The organism is Metapseudomonas cellulosilytica (assembly GCF_049334135.1).
Classification (GTDB): domain Bacteria; phylum Pseudomonadota; class Gammaproteobacteria; order Pseudomonadales; family Pseudomonadaceae; genus Metapseudomonas.
In genome coordinates, this window is sequence record NZ_JBHZGN010000016.1 from 104,323 (window position 1) to 127,117 (window position 22,795).

Below are 22,795 nucleotides of genomic sequence, written 5' to 3' on the forward strand. Positions count from 1 at the left end.
CGGCGCAGGCTGATGCGGTAATCGCTCATGCGCGCATGCCCTCCAGCGGCAGGCCCTGCAGGCGTGAAGTCCAATCCTCCACCTGGCCGGTGACCAGGCGGCGGGCAACGGTGTCGCGCCAGCGACCGGACAGCGCCCCGCACTGCTGCAGCTGTGTCAGGCCGGCGTGCTCCAGCGGGTAATGGAAGAAGCTCTGGATGGCGTGGGCGACGGTCAGGCCCGGATAACTGCGCTGGATCAACTCAAGGGTGTCCTGGGGGCTGACGAAGCCTGGACGGATCACCCGGTAGAACCAGCCGCAGCGACCGCTCTCCTGCACCTGCTCGGGCAGGCTGGGGATGCCCCAGCGCCGGCTCAGGCGATAGCAGGGCGAGCGCGGCTGGCTGACCTGGATAAAGGCCTGGCCCCAGCGGAAAATATCGCCGATGCACACCTGGTCTTCGGTCAGGCCGTAAGTGGACAGGTTCTCGCCGAAGCTCGGCGCCTTCCAGTCCAGGTGGCGGAAGTGCTTGCGCCAGTAGCGGTAGTGCTCCGCCGGATAGTGATGGAGCGCACGCTCGGGGCCACCATGAAAGCGCGGATCGCCCTGCTCGTCGCTGCCCAGGCCCTGGGGCCAGAGCCAGAGGCGGTGATCGATGGGCTGCTTGTCGATTGCACTGCACAAGCCGCCGCCTATATCTTCGGCTTTACCTATGAAAACCCCATGCACCACCAACCCAGACATTCGCCCTCTCCAGTGCGATAGACAGTCTCTACGCGGCATAGGCTATGGGCTTCAGCGACTCCGGGCCATTTCGATTTTCCAGCTTTTTCGATAAGTAACGCTTATGGATTTCCGTCAGCTTCGCTACTTCGTCGCGCTCTACGAGGAAGGCCATGTGGGCCGCGCCGCCGAACGCCTGAGCCTGTCGCAACCGGCGCTGTCCCAGCAGATCCGCCAACTGGAACAGGGCCTGGACGTGAGACTGTTCCAGCGCAGCGGCAAGCGCCTGCTGCCGACCCTGGCCGCGCACACCCTGTACAGCCATGCCCTGCCCCTGCTGGACGGCCTGGAACGTGCCCGCGAGGCCCTGCGCAACTTCCGTGGCCAGGCGCCACGCAGCCTGGCCATCGGTGTGCTGCAGACGGTCAACGCGGCGCTGGTGCCGATGTTGCTGGAGCGCCTGCGCGAAGCCCAGCCGCAACTGGTGGTGCAGATCTACGAGCTGTCCGGGCTGGATATCGAGCGGCGCCTGCTGACCGGCAACCTGGACATCGGCATCGGCTTCCTGCCGCCGCGCCAGCCGGGCCTGCACAGCCAGCTGCTCTACGAGGACGAGCTGCAACTGGTCATCCCCGCCGAACATCCGCTGAAGGAGTTCAAGAAGGTCTCGCTGGGGCAGGCCGCCGAATTGCCGATGCTGCTACTGGGCGAGGAGTTCCGGGTCCGGCAGATCTGGCAGGAGCAGCTCGCCCTGCTCGGCCGCCGGCCCCATGTCCAGGCGGAGCTGAACCATATGGCGGGCATCCTCGACAGCCTGCCGCATACCATGCTGGCCACGGTTCTGCCGGGCCGCGCGCGGCAGATGCACGCCAACCAGGGGCTAATGTGGAAGCCACTGAGCGAGCCGCGCGTACCTTTGAAGGTCGGCCTGGTATTCCGCGATGCGCAGCGCCAGCAGGCGACCCTGGAGCTCCTGCGCTCGATGCTGGAAGGGGTGGCGGGGCCGATGGAAGCGCTGCTCTAGGCGGGCGCAGAAAAAGAAAAACCTCGCCGAAGCGAGGTTTTGCAGACTTGTCCCGACATCCCTGATCCGACCGCCATCCTGGCGGAAATCCGGCGTATCCCTGTTTTGCAGTGCGCTTCCTGCGCGACGTCCAATGAGGTGAAGATTAGCCATGGCCACTCGGGCCCGGTAGGAGCCAAAACCACCAGCATTTGTAAGCCTTTGCTTACACGATTTGGTGCTTAGCCTGGCAAATCTTATGGCCCAGATACGGAGGACGGCGAGGAACGCGCCCACGGCAGCCAGACGGGCCACATTGCGATCTGTTCGGGAATGAGTTAGCCCCCCTGCACGACCAAAAAACAAAGCCCCGCAATTGCGGGGCTTCGTGTTCTCGGCGTGTCGCTTAGAACTGCGCGGCGTCCAGCAGGTAGAGCGACTCGCTGCCGGCCTTGACCGAGGCGGACAGGGAGTGGATGCGCGGCAGCAGGCGGGCGAAGTAGAAGCGCGCGGTGCCGAGCTTGCTGGCGTAGAAGTCGTCCTGGCCTTCCTTGCCCAGCGCCGACCGAGCCATCAGCGCCCACATGTAGGCGTAGGCGGTGTAGCCGAACACGTGGAGGTACTCCACCGAAGCGGCGCCGATCTCGTTCGGGTTGTTCTTCGCGCGGTCCAGGACCCAGGCGGTCAGTTCGTCGAGGTTGGCGACGGCAGCTTTCAGCGGCCCGGTGAACTCGGCCAGTTCGGCGGAAGCACCGCCCACGAAGGCCTTGATCTCGTCGGCGAAGTGCTTGTAGAACGCGCCGCCGCTGGCCACCACCTTGCGACCCACCAGGTCCAGGGCCTGGATGCCGTTGGTGCCTTCGTAGATCTGGGTGATGCGCACGTCACGCACCAGTTGCTCCTGGCCCCACTCGCGGATGAAGCCGTGGCCGCCGAACACCTGTTGGCCGTGGACGGTGGTCTCCAGGCCGAGGTCGGTGAGGAAAGCCTTGGCCACCGGGGTCAGCAGGGCCACCAGTTCTTCGGCACGCTTGCGCACGACCGGGTCTTCGCTGTACTTGGCGGTGTCCAGTTGCATGGCGACGTAGGTGGAGAATGCACGGCCGCCTTCGTTGGCCGCCTTCATGGTCAGCAGCATGCGGCGCACGTCCGGGTGCACGATGATCGGGTCGGCCGCCTTGTCCTTGGCCACCGGGCCAGTCGGGGCGCGGCTCTGGATACGCTCGCGGGCATATTCCACGGCGCTCTGGTAGGAACGCTCGCCGGAGGCCAGGCCCTGGATGCCGACGCCCAGGCGCTCGTAGTTCATCATGGTGAACATGGCCGCCAGACCCTTGTTCGGAGCGTCGACGATGTAGCCGGTAGCGCCGTCGAAGTTCATCACGCAGGTGGCCGAGCCCTTGATGCCCATCTTGTGTTCGATGGAGCCGCAGGACAGGGCGTTGTTCTCGCCCAGGGAACCGTCGGCGTTGACCATCACCTTGGGCACCAGGAACAGGGAGATACCCTTCGGGCCGGCCGGGGCATCCGGCAGCTTGGCCAGCACCAGGTGGATGATGTTCTCGGTCAGGTCGTGCTCGCCGCCGGTGATGAAGATCTTGGTGCCGGTGATCTTGTAGCTGCCATCGGCCTGGGGTTCGGCCTTGGTGCGGATGATGCCGAGGTCGGTGCCGGCATGGGGTTCGGTCAGGCACATGGAGCCGGCCCAGACACCCGCGTACATGTTCGGCAGGTACTTTTCCTTCAGCTCTTCGCTGGCATGGGCGTTGATCGACAGACAGGCGCCGGCGGTCAGCATGGGGTAGAGGCCGAAGGAGAGGTTGGCGGCGTTGACCATCTCCTCCACCTGGGCGGAGATCACCTTGGGCATGCCCATGCCGCCGAAGACGGGGTCGCCGCCCACGCCGACCCAGCCGCCTTCGGCGTAGGTCTTGTAGGCCTCGGGGAAACCGGCCGGAGTGCTCACGGCACCGTCCTTCCACTGGCAGCCTTCTTCGTCGCCACTGCGGTTCAGCGGAGCGATCACGCCGCCGGTGACCTTGCCGGCCTCTTCCAGAATCGCGGAGGCGGTATCGACATCGACCACCTCGGCCAGGGCCGGCAGTTCCGCCCAGAGCTTGGCAACCTCGAAGACTTCGTTGAGGACGAAGCGCATATCGCGCAGGGGCGCTTTGTAGTCAGCCATGTGCAAACCTCGCAAACACTAACAGGTGGCCAGGGGCGGCCGGTTTCACGGAAGTGGTTCGCAGTGTACATGGGCAACATTACAGAGACATAGCGCCACTTAGTGACCGAAAAGTCACATTCAGTCGCACCAATCAGAAAACGGAAAAAGCCCGCGCCAGGCGGGCCTCGTACCGTCCATCGGCGATCAGAGCGCGAAGTGCTCCGCCGGCAGCTGCATCAGGCAATCGCTGCCCGCCTCCACCGCCGCCCGGTGGGCTTCGGTGCGCGGCAGCAGGCGCTTGATGTAGAAATCGCAAGTGGCCAGCTTGGTCTGGTAGTAGGCACTGTCACCCTCGCCCGCCTGCAGCTTGCCTTCGGCCACCAGGGCCATGCGCAGCCAGAAGAAGGCCAGGGTGATGTAGCCGGAGTACATCAGGTAATCCAGGGCCGCGGCGCCCACCTCGTCCGGGTTCTTCATGGCGGCCATGCCGACCTTCTGGGTCAACTCGCCCCACTGCTGGTTGAGGCGCGCCAGTTCGGCCACCTGGGCCTTGAAGCGCGGGTGCTCGGCCTGGGCCTGGCAGAGTTTGTGGATCAGCCGGGTGAAGCCACGCAGCAGCTTGCCCTGGCTGCCCAGCACCTTGCGCCCGAGCAGATCCAGGGCCTGGATGCCGTTGGTGCCCTCGTAGATGGGCGCGATGCGGCAGTCGCGCACCAATTGCTCCATGCCCCATTCGCGGATGTAGCCGTGACCGCCGAACACCTGCATGCCGAGGTTGGTGGCTTCCAGGCCGGACTCGGTCATGAAGGCCTTGCAGATGGGGGTAAGGAACGCCAGGAGGTTCTCCGCTTCTTCGCGCGCGGCGGCATCCTCGCTGCGGTGGGCGATGTCCAGTTGCTGCGCGGTGAAATAGGCCAGGGCGCGGTTACCCTCGTTGAAGGCCTTCATGGTCAGCAGCATGCGGCGCACGTCGGGGTGCACGATGATCGGGTCAGCGGGCTTGTCCGGTGCCTTGGGCCCGGTGAGGGCGCGCATCTGCAGGCGGTCGTTGGCGTAGCGCACGGCGCCCTGGTAGCTGGCTTCGCCAAGGCAGAGGCCCTGCATGCCGGTGCCGAGGCGGGCGTGGTTCATCATGGTGAACATGCAGTTCAGGCCCTTGTTCGGCTCACCGATGAGGAATCCCTTAGCGCCGTCGAAGTTCATCACGCAGGTGGCCGAAGCCTTGATGCCCATCTTGTGCTCGATGGAGCCGCAGGCCACCGCGTTGCGTTCGCCGATGCCCTCACCTCGCGGAAGGAACTTGGGCACGATGAACAGCGAGATGCCCTTGGTGCCGGCCGGGGCGTCGGGCAGCTTGGCCAGCACCAGGTGGACGATGTTCTCGCTCATGTCGTGCTCGCCGGCGGAGATGAAGATCTTGGTTCCGGAGATCGCGTAGCTGCCGTCGGCCTGGGGCACGGCGCGGGTCTTGATGATGCCGAGGTCGGTGCCGCAATGGGGCTCGGTGAGGCACATGGTGCCGGTCCAGCGCCCCTCGGTGAGGCGGGTCAGGTAGGTCTGCTTCTGCTCTTCGCTGCCATGGGCATGGATGGCCGACATGGCGCCGTGGGTCAGGCCCGGGTACATGGCCCAGGACTGGTTGGCCGAGGCGACCATCTCGCTGATGATCAGGCCGAGGGAATGGGGCAGGCCCTGGCCGCCGTAGGCCGGGTCCGCCGCCAGGCCGTTCCAGCCGCCTTCGACGTACTGGGCGAAGGCTTCCTTGAAGCCCTTGGGCGTGGTCACCACGCCGTCGTGCCACTGGCATTCCTCTTCGTCGCCGGAGCGGTTGATGGGCGAGAGCACCTGTTCGCAGAACTTGGCGCCCTCTTCGAGGATGGCGTCGACCATGTCCGGGGTCGCGTCGCTCGCGCCCAGGGCCGCGTAGCTGGCCGGGTAGTCGAATACTTCGCCGATGAGGAAGCGGATGTCGCGCAGGGGGGCCTTGTACTCGGGCATGGCAGGTTCTCCTTGAAGGAACGGCACTCGATCCTTCGACCCTACTGCGGCTCCATCCTGCCCACAACGACGCTGCCGCTGCTGAATGCAGCGTCATAACCACCCCTGTCTCCCCAACGGAAAAACCCGCCAAATGGCGGGCTCTTCCTACAGCACGAGAACCTTAGTAGCCCAGGGCGAAGTCTTCTTCGGCCAGGTCCATCAGGTTGTTGGCGCCCGACAGCATGGTTTCGGCATGGGTGCGGGTACGCGGCAGGATGCGCTTGAAGTAGAAGCGCGCGGTCTGCAGCTTGGCCTTGTAGAAGGCGGCGTCGCCTTCGCCGGCAGCCAGTTTCTCGGCGGCCAGGCGAGCCATGTCGGCCCAGAAGTAGGCCAGGCAGGCATAACCGGAGTACATCAGGTAATCCACCGAAGCGGCACCGACTTCCTCGCGGTCCTTCATGGCGGCCATGCCGACCTTCATGGTCAGCTCGCCCCACTCCTTGTTCAGCTTGGCCAGCGGCTCGACGAATTCCTTGACGGCTTCGTTGGCTTCGTTGGCCTGGCAGAACTTGTGCACGATCTTGGTGAAGCCCTTGAGCGCTTCGCCCTGGGTCATCAGCACCTTGCGGCCCAGCAGGTCGAGGGCCTGAACGCCGGTGGTGCCTTCATACATCATGGAGATACGGCAGTCGCGCAGGTTCTGCTCCATGCCCCACTCGCTGATGAAGCCGTGGCCGCCGTAGATCTGCATGCCGTGGGAAGCGGACTCGAAGCCCACTTCGGTCATGAAGGCCTTGGCGATGGGAGTCAGGAAGGCCAGCAGGGAATCAGCGGCTTTCTTCTGCTCTTCGTCCTGGCTGTACTTGACGATGTCCACCTGCTTGGCGGTGAAGTAGACCATGGCGCGGTTGCCTTCAGCGAAGGCCTTCATGGTCAGCAGCATCCGGCGCACGTCCGGGTGGACGATGATCGGGTCGGCCGCCTTGTCCGGCGCTTTCGGGCCGGTCAGGGAGCGCATCTGCAGGCGTTCGCGGGCGTACTTGATGCCACCCTGGAAACCGATCTCGGCGTGGGCCAGGCCTTGCAGCGCGGTACCCAGGCGGGCGGTGTTCATGAAGGTGAACATGCAGTTCAGGCCCTTGTTCGCCGGGCCGATCAGGTAACCGGTGGCGCCGTCGAAGTTCATCACGCAGGTGGCGTTGCCGTGGATGCCCATCTTGTGCTCGATGGAGCCGCAGGAAACAGCGTTGCGCTCGCCCACGCCACCTTCGGCGGTGGGCATGAACTTCGGCACGATGAACAGGGAGATGCCCTTGGTGCCAGCCGGAGCGTCGGGCAGGCGGGCCAGGACGATATGGACGATGTTGTCGGCCATGTCGTGCTCACCGGCGGAGATGAAGATCTTGGTGCCGGAGACTTTGTAGGAACCATCAGCCTGGGGCTCGGCCTTGGTGCGCAGCATGCCGAGGTCGGTACCGCAGTGCGGCTCGGTCAGGCACATGGTGCCGGTCCACTCGCCGGATACCAGCTTGGTCAGGTAGGTGTGCTTCTGCTCGTCTGTGCCGTGGGCGGAGAGGGTGTTCATCGCGCCGTGGGACAGGCCGGGGTACATGCCCCAGGACCAGTTGGCTTCGCCGACCATCTCGCTGATGGCCAGGCCCAGGGATTCCGGCAGGCCCTGGCCGCCGTGGTCGAGGTCATGGGCCAGGCTCGGCCAGCCGCCTTCGACGAACTGCTTGTAGGCTTCCTTGAAGCCGGTCGGGGTCTTCACACCGGACTCGCTCCAGGTGCAGCCCTCGGTATCACCCACACGATTCAGCGGAGCGATCACCTGCTCGCAGAACTTGGCGCCCTCTTCGAGGATGGCGTTGACCATGTCCGGGGTGGCGTCCTGGCAGCCAGGCAGGCTCTGATAGTGCGCTTCGTAGCCGAGCAGTTCGTCGCGAACGAAACGAATATCACGCAAGGGGGCCTTGTAATCAGGCATAGCGGTAAACCTCTGCGGTGGGTTCCTAGTTCAGCTGACCGGAGCGCCGGTCGCTTGCGGCATGTGGTGGTGATCGCCGGAGCAATCAAACAGTCGTTTGAAACATACGTTTATGCCAATGCCCTGTCAAGCGCTCCGCCCGACCGGCCGGTCACGTCCCTGACAGGCAGCCGGCGGCCCTGCCTTCAGACAGTAAAGTTCAAGAAACAGCGGGACAGCGCCGGCCCGGATGCAGGTGCGGGGAACAGGGATGAAAGGGGCCGAGGCGGCCCGGAGGGGTCAGGCGCGGATGCCGATCAGGGTGCCGGGCGGGCCATCCTGCCCTGCGCCATCAGCCCCGGCCCAGGGCGATACCCAAGGGGGAAAGATCGAGGTGCTGCGCCACGGACGCGGGCGTCGCTGTAGCCAGGCGCGGCACGCGGCCAAGGCAGGGCGCGGGCAGGCGCTCGACGAGAGTGGCGAGATTCTCTTCCAGGCGCGAGGTCTGCGGATCGACCACATTGGCCACCCAGCCGGCCAGGGGCAGGCCATCGCGCAGGATCGCCTCGGCGGTCAGCAGCGCATGGTTGATACAACCCAGGCGCACCCCCACCACCAGGATCACCGGCAGGCCGAGGGCGATGGGCAGGTCGGACAGGCTGGCCGCCCCGGCGAGGGGCACGCGCCAGCCGCCGGCGCCTTCCACCAGGCTGAAGTCGGCTTCCTTCGCCAGCATCCGGCGCACCGGAGTGGCCAGGGCCTCGACATCCAACTGGACACCCGCTTCCCGCGCCGCCAGGTGGGGGGCGATGGCCGGTGCGAAAGCCAGCGGATTGACCTCGTCATAGGACAGCGGCAGCGAGCACTCCCCCAGCAGCGCCAGGGCATCGCTGTTGCGCAGGCCCTGGGCGGTTTCCTCACAGCCGGATGCCACCGGCTTGGCCGCGGCGGTGGACAGGCCTTTCGCCCGGGCCGCGCACAGCAGGCCGGCGGCGATGGTGGTCTTGCCGATTTCGGTGTCGGTACCGGTGACGAAATAGGCGGCCGCCATATCAGTCTTCCTTCTGCAATACGCCATAGACCACCTGGTAGGTGGCCGGCAGGCCCTGGGGCTGGCGGAAGCGCTCGTAGGCGTCCACCAGTGCAAGGATGCGCGCACGTCCCGTCAGGCCGCCGGGGCGGCCAGGGTTGAGGTTGTGGGCGCCGAGGGCCTTGAGTTCGTGGGTCAAGCTGCGCAGGTCAGGGAAGTGCAGCACCTGGGGCTGGCTGTCCAGGTCCAGCGGCAGCAGGCCGCTGGCGGCACAGAGGTCCTGGTAGTCCTCCAGGCGGCGGAAGCGATTGACGTGGACGAAGCCATCCACCGCGTGCCAACTGTCGCGCAGTTCCTGCAGGGTGCCAACGCACAGGCTGCTGAAGGCAAAGATGCCGCCCGGCTGCAGGACGCGACGGGCCTCGGCGAGAACCGCGGCGAAGTCCGAACACCACTGCACGGCGAGGCTGGAGAAGATCAGTTGCTGGGTAGCGCCGGCCAGCGGCAGGTGTTCGGCATCCCCGGCGACGAAGCGCCTGGCGCCCCCCTGGGGGCGGGCATGGCGCAGCATGCCTTCGGCGATATCCAGGGCCAGGCCTTCGCTCTCCGGGAAGCGCTCCGCGAGGGCGCGGGAGAAGTAGCCGGTGCCGCAACCGAGATCGAGCCAGTGACGCGGCGCGAAGCCGTCCGGCAGGCGGCGCAGCAGTTCGTTGCCGACCGCGCGCTGCAGCGCGGCGACGCTGTCGTAACTCTCGGCCGCGCGGGAAAAGGACGCCGCTACCTGGCGCTTGTCCGGCAGCGGGCCGTCGTCGAAGCGTGGATCAGTCATCCTCGCCCTCGCACATGAAAGCGAGGATGGCCGCCGCCACCTCTTCCGGCTTTTCCAGCGGCAGGCCGTGGCTGGCGTCCGCGAAGACCTGCACCTCCACATCCGGCAGCCAGTTCAACAGGGCATCGGCGGCGGCGGCCGGCACCAGGGCGTCGCGCCCGGCGAACAGGTGCAGCTGCGGCCCGCCATAGCCCTGCAGCGCGGCGCGGGTATCCAGCACGTCCAGCAGGCGCAGGCCGGCCTCCAGCACCCTGGGATCGGTGGGGGCCTGGGTGACCTGCAGCTGGCGCGCCAGGGTACGGGCATCCCGCGCGCCTTGCGCTACCAGCATGGTGAAGCGCTTGAGGGTCTGCGCCGGATCGAGCCGACAGGCTTCATGGAAGGCCGCGAAGATTTCCTGGGACATGGCGCAGGGCCAGTCGTCGCGGTCGCGAAAACTCATGTTGCTGCACAGGCCGACCAGGCCGCGGCAGGCATCACCACGGCGTGCGGCCAACTGTGCGGCCAGCATGCCGCCGAGGGACCAGCCGGCCAGCCAGGTGTCGCGCGGCAGGCGGGCGTCCAGTTCGTCGAGCCAACTGCCGGCCTGCTCCAGGGCGGGCAGCGGCGCCACCTCAACCGCCAGGTGCGGTGCGCGCTCCAGCAGGGCTTCGCGCAGCGGGTCGAGGGCGGCGGGACCAATGGCCCAGCCGGGCAGCAGGATCAGGCGTTCACGCATCGGCGGCTTCCTCCTTCGCCAGGGTTGCCCAGCATTCGGCGAGGGCACTCAGCAAGGATTCAAGCTGCTCTTCGCTGTGGGCGGCGGAGAAAGTGACGCGCAGTCGCGCGCTGCCGGCCGGCACGGTGGGTGGACGAATGGCGCCGACCAGGATGCCGCGCTCGCGCAGCAGGGCGGACAGCTTCAGGGCACGGGCGCTGTCGCCAACCATGATCGGCTGGATCGGCGTCGGGCTGTCCATCAGGGTCAGGCCGATCTCGGCGGCGCCTTCGCGGAAGCGCCGGATCAGCTTGTCCAGGTGCTCGCGGCGCCAGCCCTCGCGCTGCAGCAGTTCCAGGCTCTTCAGCGTGGCGCAGGCCACGGCGGGCGGCTGGCTGGTGGTGTAGATGTAGGGACGGGCGAACTGGATCAGGGTTTCGATCAGCTCCTCGCTGCCGGCGACGAAGGCGCCGGCGGTGCCGAAGGCCTTGCCCAGGGTACCCACGAGTACCGGGACGTCTTCGAGGCCCAGGCCGAAGTGCTCGACAATGCCGCCGCCATTGGCGCCCAGGGGGCCGACGCCGTGGGCGTCGTCCACCATCACCCAGGCGCCCTTCGCACGGGCCGCGGCGCAGATGGCGGGCAACTCGGCCAGGTCGCCGTCCATGCTGAATACGCCGTCGGTGACCACCAGGGTATTGCCTTCGGCCTTCTCCAGCCGGCTGGCCAGGCTGTCGACGTCATTGTGCAGGTAGCGCGAGAAGCGCGCCCCGGAAAGCAGGCCGGCATCCAGCAGGGAGGCGTGGTTGAGACGGTCTTCCAGCACGGTATCGCCCTTGCCCAGCAGCGCGGTGACCGCGCCCAGGTTGGCCATGTAGCCGGTGGAGAACAGCAGCGCTCGGGGTCGCCCGGTGAATTCGGCCAGGGCCAGCTCCAGGTCGTGGTGCGGGCCGCTGTGGCCGATCACCAGGTGCGAGGCACCGCCACCGGCGCCCCACTTCTGCGCACCATCGCGCAGCGCACGGACCACCTCGGGATGGTTGGCCAGGCCCAGGTAGTCATTGGAACAGAAGGCCAGCATGGGCCGGCCGTCCACCACCACCTCGGGCCCCTGGGGGCTCTCCAGCAGCGGACGCTGGCGATAGAGGTTGTCCGCATGGCGGGCGGCGAGGCGGGAGGCGAGATCGAAGGACATCGGAATGGATCACCGGTAGCTGGTGGATAACCGCAGGCGGGTTATCCACCCTACGAAGAGGTCGGATTCTGCGTAGGGTGGATGGCGCTTCTTCCATCCACCAGACGGAGCATCAGGCGGATGCGGCGTCGTAGAACAGCTGCGAGTCGCGCTGCTCAACCAGGGCCTGCTCGATGGCGGCCTGGTGCACTTCGTCGGCGTGTTCTTCGCGCTCTTCCGGCTTGATGCCGAGGCGGGCGAACAGCTGCATGTCCTTCTCCGCCTGCGGGTTGGCGGTGGTCAGCAGCTTCTCGCCGTAGAAGATCGAGTTGGCGCCGGCCATGAAGGCCAGGGCCTGCATCTGCTCGTTCATCTGCTCACGGCCGGCGGACAGGCGCACGTGGGACTTCGGCATCATGATGCGCGCCACGGCCAGGGTGCGGATGAAGTCGAACGGATCGACGTCCTTCTCCTCGGCCAGCGGGGTGCCCTGCACTTTGACCAGCATGTTGATCGGCACCGACTCCGGATGCTCCGGCAGGTTGGCCAGCTGGATCAGCAGGCCGGCGCGGTCATCCACCGACTCGCCCATGCCGAGGATGCCGCCGGAGCAGATCTTCATCCCCGCCTCGCGCACGTAGGCCAGGGTCTGCAGGCGCTCGCTGTAGGTGCGGGTGGTGATGATGTTGCCGTAGAACTCCGGCGAGGTATCCAGGTTGTGGTTGTAGTAGTCCAGGCCGGCTTCGGCCAGCGCCTGGGTCTGCTCCTGGTTCAGCTTGCCCAGCGTCATGCAGGTTTCCAGGCCGAGCTTCTTCACGCCCTTCACCATTTCCAGCACGTAGGGCATGTCCTTGGCGGACGGGTGCTTCCAGGCCGCGCCCATGCAGAAGCGGGTGGAGCCGATGGCCTTGGCTTCGGCAGCGGCCTCGAGGACCTTCTGCACTTCCATCAGCTTTTCCTTGTCCAGGCCGGTGTTGTAGTGGCCGGACTGCGGGCAGTACTTGCAGTCTTCCGGGCAGGCGCCGGTCTTGATCGACAGCAGGGTGGAAACCTGTACCCGGTTCGGGTCGAAGTGCGCGCGGTGAACGGTCTGGGCCTGGAACAGCAGGTCGTTGAACGGCTGCTCGAAGAGGGCCTTCACCTCGGCGAGGGACCAGTCGTGACGGGTAGCGATGGATGCAGTTGCACTCATGGAGGTTTCCTTCGACGCTTGTGTGGCGGCTCTTGTCAGGGATGACCGGACTTTGAGTCCGGGAATTCAGGCTTAGGGCATCATATGTGGAGCTGTGACGCTGTCAACCATGATCGCGACACAGGTTGACATCTGATCATTTATTGATCAGTCCAGCTGAGTTGACCGTAGGGTGCGCCATGCGCACCAGATTCGGCGCCAATGCCTGGTGCGCGCAGCGCACCCTTCGGTCTGCCCGCTTATTGATCGGCAAGTCCTTTGGCCAGGACCGACTCTCCCGTCGGGCGCAACCGTAGCGCGGCTCCATACACGCCCGCCGAAACCAGGAAGGTCAGCGGCGCCGAGAACGACTGCAGCACGCCACCGGCCTGCATCAGCACGAAGCCCAGCAGCACGCCGCAGAACCAGGCGGCCAACCCGCTGGCATTCAGGCTGAGAGAGCCTGTCAGCTGCGCCGCCCCCTTGCCGAGGATGTGCGCCAACGCCACGCCGACCCAGGCCACGACGAAAACGCCCTGCCAGGCCAGCGCCTTGAGCAGCCAGCTGAACACGTCCGCCAGCATCAGGCCGTAAACCACCGCACCCACCACCAGCGCCCAGGCCACGCGCGACTGGCGCAAACGCAGCAGGTCGCCGAAGAACGCCTGCATGTTCACCGTGGCCAGGTAGTAGTTGGCGGTGTTGATGCGGGTCTGGGTCACCCAGACGAACAGCAGCCCCCAGATGCCCATCAGCTGCAGGATCGCCATCACCACGGTGACTTCGCTCAGCTCACCCTGGCGCGGCATGCTGGCCGCCAGGTAGATGCCGGCGACGCCGTTGAGCAGGAAGGTCACCAGGTAGAAGGGCATGCCGAAGTTCCAGCGGCCGTGATAGCGGGCGTCCTCCGGCTTGCCGAAGCGGGCGTAGTCGAAGGTGAACATCATCAGCACCCACACGCCCATGTAGGCGGTGAAGCAGTCCCACCAGCCGGTGGCGGAGGGTTGGGCCGGGCCGAAGTCGAGCCACTGCGGCTGATAGCCGTACTCGCCGATGGACAGCGCCACCGCCGCCAGCAGCCCGAACAGGTAGAACGGCAGCAGCACGCCGTTGAACTTGTCCAGCCAGTTCTGCACGCTGCCGAAGATCAGCGGCACGCTGTACAGCACCACCAGCAGCGCCGCCACGGGGTAGGAAATCGATGGGTAGAGATGGTTGAACGCCACGGCGATCACCGAGCCCTCGAAGACCGCGTAGTAGATGGCGGTGGAGAAGAAGATCAGGGTCGCCAGGGAGGCGCCGAGGCGGCCGAACAGCACGCGGGAAAACAGCGCCACCGAAAGGCCGCTGCGCACCGCGAAGCGGCTGATCACCGCGTTGACCAGGCCGTAGCAGACCACCGACAGCAGCATGCCGACAATGGCGTTGCGCGCGCCGTAGGCCAGCGCCAGCGAGGCACCGACCACGATGTAGAACATGGCGCTGCACACGGCCCACCAGGCCATGGTCAGCGACAGCTTGCCCATGCGGGCGTCGAGGGGTACGGGGTGGGTGGACAGGTCGATATCTTGTTCTTGTTTCGACAGGCTTGCCATCTGGGGTTCTCCGCTATGGAGGCTGAATACCGGCCGCACGGGACCGCGACGGCCCCTTTAGGGGCCGCCGGACTCCGCGATGACCGCGTGGATGGATCAGGCGAGGAAGAAGCGCTGCAAGCGTTCCAGCTGCTGGTTGTACTGGCGCCGCGCGGCCAGCCCTTCCTCCAGGCTGATGGCGACGAAGCGGGCCTTCTGGTTGGGCTGCATCTGCGCCATGCGGTCGAGGTCGGGGCTGATCACCGTGCCGATAGTGGCGTAGCCGCCGCCGGAGACCGCGTCACGATGCAGGATGATCGGCTCCAGGCCTCCCGGGACCTGGATGGAACCGATGGGGTAACAGGCGTCGACTATGTTCGACGGGTCGGAACCAGCGCCGAACGGCTGCTCGCGAGGCACGAACTCCAGCGGCGTGCCGCCCTTGAATCGATAACCGGTACGGTCCGCTTCCGAACCCACGGTCCAAGTGTCGGCGAAGAACTGCTCCACCGCCCGGTCAGTGAGGCGATGCACATAGAGCCCGGGCACCACGCGCAGGGTCACCTCGCCGCCCACCTCGATCTGCAACGAACGCGGCAGGGCCAGGCCCTCGCGCCCCTCGCCAGCGGGCTTGCCGAGCGGCAGCTCGTCCCCGGCGGCCAGGCGCCGTCCCTGGAAGCCGCCGAGGGCTCCCAGCCCGTAGGTGGAGCGGCTGCCGAGCACCTCCGGCACTTCGATGCCGCCATCGATGGCCACGTAGCCACGGGCACCGGCCTTGATGTAGTCGAAGCCCAGCACCTGTCCGGCACGCACGCGGAAGGCCGTGTCCTGGGGCATCTCGGCGCCGTCCAGGCGCGGCGTCATGCGCGCGCCGGTAACGGCCACCAGGGCATCGCGCTGGAACTCCAGTTGCGGACCCAGCAGGGTGCATTCCAGTGCCGCGGCGGTGGGCGCATTGCCCACCAGCAGGTTGGCGGCACGCAGGGCGAACTGGTCGAGGGCGCCAGAGGGCGGGATGCCCAGGTGGTAGTAGCCTTCCCGGCCCGCGTCCTGGATCGAGGTGGCCAGGCCCGGTTTCAGCACCTTAATCATGAAGCACCTCCTGCAGGCGCTGTTTGCAGCCTTGCGGATCCTGGATGAACGCATCCAGGTCGAAGGTGACCGGCCGGATGCGCAGCTGGAAGGTTCCCGCCTCGACCTCGGCGATGGCCTGGTCGTAGGCGGCACGGTCGATGGGCTTGAACTGCACGATGTCCCCGGAGCGGAAGAACACCATGGAATCCTGCAGGTAGCCCAGGCGCTGCTCGGGGTCGTAGATCGGCGCCGGGGTCACGCCGAACATCTGGTAGCCGCCAGCGCCACGCACCGAGTAGATGCAGCCGAAGCAGCCGCCGTGGCCCAGGGTGAGCTTCGGCGTGTCGGTGCGCGGGCGCAGGTACTTGGGCACCTGCAACTGCTGCTCGCGCTCGACCATTTGGTACATGAAGGGCAGGCCGGCGACGAAGCCCACCATGGAGACGAACCAGGGCGAGCCGCTGTGGGCGTCGATGAAGGCCTGTACGTCGGCGTAGCCGTTGATGCGCGCGGCGTACTCCAGGTCGGTGGATGCCGGGTCCTGGTGCCGGTCGCGGAAGCGCATCAGCGTCTCGTGGGTCCAGGGGTCGTTGTAGAGCACCGGGATCTCGATGATGCGGGTCTCCAGGCGGCGCTCGGCCGTGGTGCGGTCCTCCAGCTGGCGGACCTTCTCCAGCAGCGTCTCGGGGGCGATCGCATCCGGGTTGAAACGAACCTGGAAGGAGGCGTTGGACAGGCAGATGTCGAGCACGCCGGGCAGGTCCTCCTGCTCCAGGGCACGGGTGATGGCCATGCCGCGGAAGAAGGCCTCCAGCGACATGGATTCGGAGACTTCGGCGAACAGGTGCTCGTCGCCGCCAAAGCTGTAGCGCACGGATTCAGTGTTCATCTCAGGCCTCCGGGGCGGCTGCCAGCAGGTCGGCCCGTTCGGCGAGCCAGGGTTCCAGGGTGCCGGTGTCGAACTGGCCGTCGCGCACATCGGCATCGGCCAGCAGCAGGCGATGCAGCGGCAGGGTGGTGGCCATGCCGGTCAGGCGCGTCGCCGCCACGGCCGCCTCGGCGCGGGCGAAGGCTTCCGCGCGGTCGCCGCCGTGCACCACCAGCTTGGCCAGCAGCGAGTCGTAGTAGGCCGGCACGCGATAGCCCTCGAACAGGTGGCTCTCGACACGGATGCCCGCCCCGCTCGGCCAGGCCAGGGACTCCACCAGGCCGGGGCTGGGGAAGAAGTTGCGCGCCGGGTCCTCGGCATTGATGCGCATCTCCAGCGCCGCGCCCTGCAGACGGATGTCCTCCTGGCGCAGCGACAGCGGCTCGCCGCCGGCGATGCGCAGCATCCACTGCACCAGGTCGATGCCGGTCACCATCTCGGTCACCGGGTGCTCAACCTGGATACGGGTGTTCATCTCGATAAAGAAGAACTCCCCGCTCACCGCGTCGAACAGGTATTCCAGGGTGCCGGCACCGCGATAGCCGATCTGCTGCGCCAGGCGCACGGCGCTGTCGCACAGGGCCGCGCGCTGGGCATCGCTGAGCACCGGGGATGGCGCTTCCTCGAAGACCTTCTGGCGGCGGCGCTGCAATGAGCACTCGCGCTCGAACAGGTGCACCGCATGGCGGCCATCGCCCAGCACCTGCACTTCGATGTGCCGCGCCTGGCGGATGAAGCGCTCCAGGTACACGGCGCCGGAGCCGAAGGCGGCCTGGGCCTCGCGCTGGGCCAGGGGGAATTCCCGGGCCAGGTCCTCGGCATCATGGGCGATACGGATGCCCCGGCCGCCACCGCCGGCGGAGGCCTTGATCAGCAGCGGGTAGCCGACCTGCTCGGCGCAGGCGAGCGCCGCGTCCAGATTCTCCAGCTCGCCTGGAGAGCCCGGCACCACCGGTACGCCGGCGGCCTGGGCGGTACGCCGCGCCTCGGCCTTGTCGCCCATGCGGCGGATAGTCTCGGCATCGGGACCGACGAAGATCAGTCCGGCGTCCGCCACCGCCTGGGCGAAGGCGGCGTTCTCGGAGAGGAAGCCGTAGCCCGGGTGGATGGCGTTGGCGCCGCTGTCCAGAGCCGCCTGCAGCAGCGCCTCGGCGTTCAGGTAGCTCTTGTCGGCGCGGGCCGGGCCGATCACCCGCACCTCGTCGGCCAGGCGTGCCGGCAGGGAGTCGGCGTCCGCCTCGCTGCACGCCGCCACGGTCGGAATGCCCAGGGCCTGGGCCGCGCGAATGATGCGCACGGCGATCTCGCCCCGGTTGGCCACCAGCAGCTTGTGAATGGAACCGCTCATCATCCGTCCCCTCACGCGTCGGTCTGGATAACGGCCAACAACTGCCCCGGTTCGACCGGGTCGCCATCCTCGGCGTGGAAGGCCAGGACCCGACCGCCCAGGTCGGTGGTCAGCTCGGAAAACTGCTTCATCACTTCCACCAGTCCGATCACCGCGCCGGCGGCGACGACGTCGCCCTCCTTGGCGTAGTCAGGAGCCTCGGGGCTCGGCTTGCGGTAGAAGGTGCCGGGAAGCGGCGAAAGAACCTGATGTTCAGCCATGTCTGTTCCTCTTGTATTCATTGTCTGGGCAGGCTTGGGAAGGGGAGAGATCAGCGCGGCGCCCTGATGGCGATACCCGCGGACTCGAGGAGGGTTCGAGTGTGCTGGACCAGGGCCAGCGCCCCGGGTGTATCGCTGTGGATGCACACGGAATCGAAACGGATCGGGATGTCCTGGCCGTCCACGGTGCGCACAATGCCTTCCTGGCAGGCCCGCAGGACCTTGTCGGCGACCTGCTGCGGGTCCCAGGCGGTGACCCGGCGGATGAACACGATGGAGCCGGAGGCGTCGTACTCGCGGTCGGCGTAGAACTCGCGCACCACCGGCTGGCCCAACTCCTCCGCAACGCGGCAAGTGGCCGAGCCGTCCATGCAGAACAGCAGCAGCTCCGGGTCCAGGCGGCGCAGGGTCTCCACGAACAGGCGGGCGGCCTCCTCGTCGCGGGCCAGGTGCATGTAGAGCGCGCCATGGGGCTTGATGTGCTGCAGCGGCACGCCCCGCAGGCGGGCGAACTCACGCAGGGCGCCAAGCTGGTAGAGCATGTCGTTGACCAGTTCCTGGGCCGGCGCATTGATGTGCCGGCGGCCGAAGCCCACCAGGTCGCGGAAGCCGGGATGGGCGCCGATACCGACGCCGTGCTGCCGGGCCATGTCGATGGTGCGCAACATGATGTTGGGGTCGCCGGCGTGGAAGCCGGTGGCGATGTTGGCGCTGCTGATCAGGGGCATGATCTGGGCGTCGACGCCGTCGCCAATGGTCCATGGACCGAACCCTTCGCCCATGTCGGAATTGAGGTCGACCTCGGTCATCACCTGTTTGCCTCTTGTTGTCGGATGTCGATGGGAAGACGTTAAGAGGGGGCACAGGTATTGGGAAGATTTATTATTCGATAGACTGGTTTCTGAAAAATCGATACCCCTCCAGGCAGGTTCCCCATGGCCTTCACCCTTCGCCAGGTCCGCTATTTCGTCGCCACCGCCGAGGTCGGACAGATCTCCCAGGCCGCCATTCACCTGAACATTTCCCAGTCGGCAGTCACCAGCGCCATCCAGGATCTGGAGGGCCTGCTCGGGGTGAGCCTGTTCATCCGCTCCCCCCAGGGCATGACCCTGACCGACAGCGGCCGGCACTTCCTCAATCACGCCTACTCGATCCTGCGCAGCGTGGAGGACGCCCTGAAGAGTCCGCTGCCGGACACCAGCATCGAGGGCAGCCTGAAGGTCGCCGCCAGCTACACGGTGATGGGCTATTTCCTGCCCTACCACCTGCAACGCCTGGCCCAGTGGTACCCGGGTATCCAGCTCAACCTGTTCGAGCAGGAGCGAGAAGCCATCGAAAGCGGTCTGCTGGACGGTTCGCTGGACATGGCCGTGGTGCTGACCGCCAACCTGCGCCACCCGGATATCGCCGCCGAGACCCTGTTCAGCTCCGAGCGCCGCCTCTGGCTGCCCAACCGCCACCCGTTGAGCGAGCGCGCCTCGGTGGGCCTGGCCGAGGTGGCCCGCGAGCCCTTCATCCTGCTGACGGTGGACGAGGCGGACCAGACCGCCATGCGCTACTGGGAGTCGACCGACTTCCGGCCCAGTGTGATACTGCGCACCAGCTCGGTGGAGGCTGTGCGCAGCATGGTGGCCAACGGTACCGGCGTAGCCATCCTGTCGGACCTGGTGTACCGCCCCTGGTCGCTGGAAGGACGGCGCATCGAGACCCTCTCCCTGACTGACGCGGTGCCGCCGATGAGCGTGGGCCTGGCCTGGCGCCGTGACCTGGAATTCAGCGAGCCGATGAAAGCGTTCCGCGAGTACTTCCGGCACTCCTTCCTGGCCCCGCAGCTGAGCAGCCCGCGCCGCTGAACCCGACCGCCACGCCGAGCTCAAAGCGATCACCCAACTCTCAAGGAGCCCCACGCAGTGCGTACCGAAGGATTTTTCGAGTGGCTCGGCCGGATCATCGGCACCGTCATTCGCTTCGTCGTTGATGTGCTGTCCGGCGTACTCAGCGGCGTCGGCCAGGCCATCAACGACTTTCTCAATGGCCTGGCGCGGGCCATCGGCATGGACGTTTCCTTTTTCAGCCTGATCTTCCTGGTCATCGGCCTGCTCCTGCTCTACGGCGCCGTCCGCGCCTTCATGCGCAAATCCATCATCGGCGGCCTGGTGCTGACCCTGCTGGGGCTGACGGTGATGAGCTGGCTGATCGTCTGAACCGCGTCCCAGGGAGGGGACCATGCACCCACTGCTCGCCCGGCTGCGGCCGTCCTGGCTTCGCCACACACCCGACTGTCTGCTCTGCCACGCCACTGGCGGTGACCTGCCCATCTGCACCGGCTGCGAGGCCGAACTGCCCTGGCTGGGCGGGCATTGCGTCATCTGCGCCCTGCCCTTGCCCACCGAAGGCCTGCCCTGCGGCGAGTGCCTGAAACGACCGCCACCCTTCGAACGGGTGGAGGCCCCCTGGCGCTACGCCTTCCCGGTGGACAGCCTGATCACCCGCTTCAAGCACCAGGGGCGCTGGCCTCTCGGCCGGCTGTTGGGGGAACTGCTTGCGCGCCACCTCGAACACGCTTTCGCCGAAGGCCTGCCGCGCCCTGCCGCCCTGCTGCCGGTCCCCCTCGCGGCGCCACGCCTGCGCCAGCGTGGCTTCAACCAGGCGCAGATGCTGGCCCGCTGGCTGGGCGATGAGCTGCGGCTTCCGCTGCGCAGCGACTGGCTGCTGCGCGTCGAGGACGGTCCGCCGCAGCAGGGCCTGGATGCCGCCGCCCGGCGCCGCAACCTGCGCCGAGCCTTCGCCCTGCACGAGCGGGCCGAGGTGCGCGGCCTGCACCTGGCGCTGGTGGACGATGTGCTGACCACGGGCACCACCGCCCACTTCCTCGCCCGCCTGCTGAAACGCGCCGGCGCGGCGCGGGTGGACGTCTACTGCCTGGCGCGCACGCCGCGCCCCGGCGACGCCTGAAGGCTTGACGCGGCGAAGCGCCGGGCGCAGCCTGCGCGCCAGAGCCCCAGACGAACCCGCGCCCATGAGCCTGACCAGCGCCCTCACCCAGCAACTCACCCGCCGCCCGCAGCGCCTGGCGCTGCTGGAGCAGATCGCCGTGCAAGGCTCCATCACCCGCGCGGCCAAGGCCGCGGGCCTGAGCTACAAGGCCGCCTGGGACGCCATCGACGAGTTGAACAACCTCGCCGAGAAGCCCTTGGTGGAGCGCTCGGTGGGCGGCAAGGGCGGTGGCGGCGCGCGGCTGACCGCCGAGGGCGAGCGCCTGCTGGCGCTCTACAAGCGCCTGGAAAGCCTGCAGGCACGCCTGCTGGAGTCCGCCGAGAGCGAACAGGACCTTGAGCTGCTGGGCCGCCTGATGCTGCGCACCAGCGCGCGCAACCAACTGAGCGGCCGCGTGCTCGGCATCCAGGCGCGGGGCCGCAACGACCTGGTGAGCGTCGAGCTGGCCGGCGGCGCGCGGCTCGACGCGCAGATCACCCACGACAGTACCGACAAGCTGGAACTGGCACCCGGACGCAGCGTCGTGGCCCTGATCAAGGCTGGCTGGCTGCGGCTGCAGCGACCGTCGGAACCGGCAGACGAAACCCAGAACCAGCTGCTGGGCCGGATCGAAGAAATCCTCGACGCCGCCGACGGCCCGAGCGAAGTGCGCATCGCCCTCGCCAGCGGCCAGACGCTTTGCGCCCTGGTCGAACGCGAGCGCCTGGCGCAGCTCGGCCTCGCGACCGGCGAAAGCGTGCGCGTCCAGTTCGCCCCCGGCCAGGTGCTGCTCGGCACCGCGCTCTGAGCCGGGCCGGGCGCGCGCGCCAGGCAAAGGGCGTAGACTGGGCGCCTCACTGCCGGAGCCGCCCATGTCCCACCCCTTCGATGACCTCACCCCCGACCTGGTACTGGACGCAGTGGAAAGCCTCGGCTTTCTCAGCGATGCGCGGATACTCGCCCTCAACAGCTACGAGAACCGCGTGTACCAGGTTGGCATCGAGGGTACCGAGCCGCTGATCGCCAAGTTCTACCGGCCGCAGCGCTGGAGTGATGCGGCCATACGCGAAGAACACGCCTTCAGTGCCGAACTGGCCGAGTGCGAAGTGCCCGTGGTCGCCCCCCTGCTGCAAGGTGGGGACAGCCTGTTCGAGCATGGCGGCTTCCGCTTCGCGCTCTTCCCCCGCCGGGGCGGGCGCGCACCGGAACCGGGCAACATGGACCAGCTCTACCGCCTTGGCCAACTGCTCGGCCGCCTCCATGGGGTGGCTGTCACCCGGTCTTTCGAACACCGCGAAACCCTGGCGGTGGACAATTTCGGCCACCAGTCCCTGGCCACCCTGCTGGAAGGCAACTTCATTCCGCGCAGCCTCCTGCCCGCCTACGAGTCAGTGGCCCGCGACCTGCTCAAGCGCCTGGACCAGCTGTTCGCCGAGGTGCGCTACCAGCCAATCCGCCTGCACGGCGATTGCCACCCCGGCAACCTGCTGTGCCGTGACGAGGTGTTCCATGTGGTCGACCTGGACGACTGCCGCATGGGCCCGGCGGTGCAGGATCTGTGGATGATGCTGGCCGGCCCGCGCCAGGAACGCCTCGGCCAGCTCTCCGAACTGGTGGATGGCTACCAGGAATTCCACGACTTCGACCCGCGCGAACTGCCTCTGATCGAGGGGTTGCGCAGCCTGCGCCTGATGCACCACAGCGCCTGGATCGCCCGCCGCTGGGACGACCCGGCCTTCCCCATGCACTTCTCCTGGTTCGGCAGCGAACGCTACTGGGGCGACCAGATCCTCACCCTGCGCGAGCAGTTGGCGGCGCTGGATGAAGAGCCGTTGCGTCTGTTCTGAGCCCACCCGGCGGCGACCAATCCTGTAAGGGGCGAATTCATTCGCCAAGGGCTGCGCAGCTGCCCCCG

General features: G+C 67.0%; 21 protein-coding genes. 6 read left to right on the top strand and 15 right to left on the bottom strand.

Annotation, left to right across the window (positions count from 1 at the left end; translation table 11 throughout):
* Window positions 1-25: 25 nt before the first annotated feature.
* Complete coding sequence (locus tag ACFW0H_RS19995; protein WP_422915604.1) at window positions 26-724, bottom strand: MOSC domain-containing protein; 699 nt, start codon at window positions 722-724, stop codon at window positions 26-28.
* A gap of 103 nt (window positions 725-827) precedes the next feature.
* On the opposite strand from ACFW0H_RS19995, the gene ACFW0H_RS20000 reads away from it, so the two are divergent.
* Entirely contained in the window at window positions 828-1,727 is a 900-nt protein-coding gene (locus ACFW0H_RS20000) for a LysR family transcriptional regulator (protein ID WP_422915605.1), read from the top strand.
* A 385-nt stretch (window positions 1,728-2,112) separates the two neighbouring features.
* Here the strand turns inward: ACFW0H_RS20000 and ACFW0H_RS20005 are convergent, their stop codons facing one another.
* From ACFW0H_RS20005 to ACFW0H_RS20070, 14 genes are all read right to left on the bottom strand, one after another.
* Complete coding sequence (locus ACFW0H_RS20005) at window positions 2,113-3,891, bottom strand: acyl-CoA dehydrogenase C-terminal domain-containing protein (RefSeq protein ID WP_422915606.1); 1,779 nt, start codon at window positions 3,889-3,891, stop codon at window positions 2,113-2,115.
* Between the two features lie 186 nt (window positions 3,892-4,077).
* Window positions 4,078-5,871 carry an acyl-CoA dehydrogenase C-terminal domain-containing protein gene (locus ACFW0H_RS20010; protein WP_422915607.1) on the bottom strand — a complete coding sequence of 598 codons (1,794 nt, stop codon included), beginning with the start codon at window positions 5,869-5,871 and terminating at the stop codon, window positions 4,078-4,080.
* A gap of 163 nt (window positions 5,872-6,034) precedes the next feature.
* On the bottom strand, window positions 6,035-7,840 hold the full coding sequence (locus ACFW0H_RS20015) for a phenylacyl-CoA dehydrogenase (RefSeq protein ID WP_422915608.1): 1,806 nt from the start codon (window positions 7,838-7,840) through the stop codon (window positions 6,035-6,037).
* Window positions 7,841-8,171: 331 nt separating this feature from the next.
* Window positions 8,172-8,870: a dethiobiotin synthase gene (bioD, locus tag ACFW0H_RS20020; RefSeq protein ID WP_422915609.1), complete on the bottom strand. Its 699-nt coding sequence runs from the start codon at window positions 8,868-8,870 to the stop codon at window positions 8,172-8,174.
* 1 nt (window position 8,871) lies between these two features.
* Complete coding sequence (gene bioC, locus ACFW0H_RS20025; protein ID WP_422915610.1) at window positions 8,872-9,678, bottom strand: malonyl-ACP O-methyltransferase BioC; 807 nt, start codon at window positions 9,676-9,678, stop codon at window positions 8,872-8,874.
* Window positions 9,671-10,396 carry an alpha/beta fold hydrolase gene (locus ACFW0H_RS20030; RefSeq protein WP_422915611.1) on the bottom strand — a complete coding sequence of 242 codons (726 nt, stop codon included), beginning with the start codon at window positions 10,394-10,396 and terminating at the stop codon, window positions 9,671-9,673. Before ACFW0H_RS20030 ends, bioC begins: the two co-directional genes overlap by 8 nt.
* The gene (bioF, locus tag ACFW0H_RS20035; RefSeq protein ID WP_422915612.1) at window positions 10,389-11,570 is read right to left on the bottom strand and encodes an 8-amino-7-oxononanoate synthase; all 1,182 of its coding nucleotides are present in this window, start codon (window positions 11,568-11,570) and stop codon (window positions 10,389-10,391) included. Before bioF ends, ACFW0H_RS20030 begins: the two co-directional genes overlap by 8 nt.
* Before the next feature lie 112 nt (window positions 11,571-11,682).
* Entirely contained in the window at window positions 11,683-12,741 is a 1,059-nt protein-coding gene (gene bioB, locus ACFW0H_RS20040; RefSeq protein ID WP_422915613.1) for a biotin synthase BioB, read from the bottom strand.
* A gap of 239 nt (window positions 12,742-12,980) precedes the next feature.
* Window positions 12,981-14,315 carry a purine-cytosine permease family protein gene (locus tag ACFW0H_RS20045; protein WP_422915614.1) on the bottom strand — a complete coding sequence of 445 codons (1,335 nt, stop codon included), beginning with the start codon at window positions 14,313-14,315 and terminating at the stop codon, window positions 12,981-12,983.
* A 96-nt stretch (window positions 14,316-14,411) separates the two neighbouring features.
* Window positions 14,412-15,386 carry a 5-oxoprolinase subunit C family protein gene (locus ACFW0H_RS20050; protein WP_422915615.1) on the bottom strand — a complete coding sequence of 325 codons (975 nt, stop codon included), beginning with the start codon at window positions 15,384-15,386 and terminating at the stop codon, window positions 14,412-14,414.
* Entirely contained in the window at window positions 15,379-16,257 is an 879-nt protein-coding gene (locus ACFW0H_RS20055; protein ID WP_422915616.1) for a 5-oxoprolinase subunit B family protein, read from the bottom strand. The genes ACFW0H_RS20050 and ACFW0H_RS20055 overlap by 8 nt, the downstream gene beginning before the upstream one ends.
* 1 nt (window position 16,258) lies before the next feature.
* Window positions 16,259-17,644 carry an acetyl-CoA carboxylase biotin carboxylase subunit gene (locus ACFW0H_RS20060; protein WP_422915617.1) on the bottom strand — a complete coding sequence of 462 codons (1,386 nt, stop codon included), beginning with the start codon at window positions 17,642-17,644 and terminating at the stop codon, window positions 16,259-16,261.
* Between the two features lie 11 nt (window positions 17,645-17,655).
* Complete coding sequence (locus ACFW0H_RS20065; protein ID WP_422915618.1) at window positions 17,656-17,904, bottom strand: acetyl-CoA carboxylase; 249 nt, start codon at window positions 17,902-17,904, stop codon at window positions 17,656-17,658.
* A gap of 50 nt (window positions 17,905-17,954) precedes the next feature.
* On the bottom strand, window positions 17,955-18,713 hold the full coding sequence (locus ACFW0H_RS20070; RefSeq protein WP_422915619.1) for a 5-oxoprolinase subunit PxpA: 759 nt from the start codon (window positions 18,711-18,713) through the stop codon (window positions 17,955-17,957).
* Between the two features lie 126 nt (window positions 18,714-18,839).
* On the opposite strand from ACFW0H_RS20070, the gene ACFW0H_RS20075 reads away from it, so the two are divergent.
* From ACFW0H_RS20075 to ACFW0H_RS20095, 5 genes are all read left to right on the top strand, one after another.
* Window positions 18,840-19,757: a LysR family transcriptional regulator gene (locus ACFW0H_RS20075; protein WP_422915620.1), complete on the top strand. Its 918-nt coding sequence runs from the start codon at window positions 18,840-18,842 to the stop codon at window positions 19,755-19,757.
* A 57-nt stretch (window positions 19,758-19,814) separates the two neighbouring features.
* A complete protein-coding gene (locus tag ACFW0H_RS20080) occupies window positions 19,815-20,108 on the top strand; it encodes a hypothetical protein (RefSeq protein WP_422915621.1) in 294 nt (97 codons plus the stop codon).
* A gap of 22 nt (window positions 20,109-20,130) precedes the next feature.
* Window positions 20,131-20,859, top strand: coding sequence for a ComF family protein (locus ACFW0H_RS20085; protein ID WP_422915622.1), 729 nt, complete (start codon window positions 20,131-20,133; stop codon window positions 20,857-20,859).
* A gap of 64 nt (window positions 20,860-20,923) precedes the next feature.
* Complete coding sequence (locus ACFW0H_RS20090; protein ID WP_422915623.1) at window positions 20,924-21,688, top strand: TOBE domain-containing protein; 765 nt, start codon at window positions 20,924-20,926, stop codon at window positions 21,686-21,688.
* 64 nt (window positions 21,689-21,752) lie between these two features.
* Complete coding sequence (locus ACFW0H_RS20095; protein WP_422915624.1) at window positions 21,753-22,727, top strand: serine/threonine protein kinase; 975 nt, start codon at window positions 21,753-21,755, stop codon at window positions 22,725-22,727.
* Window positions 22,728-22,795: the final 68 nt, after the last annotated feature.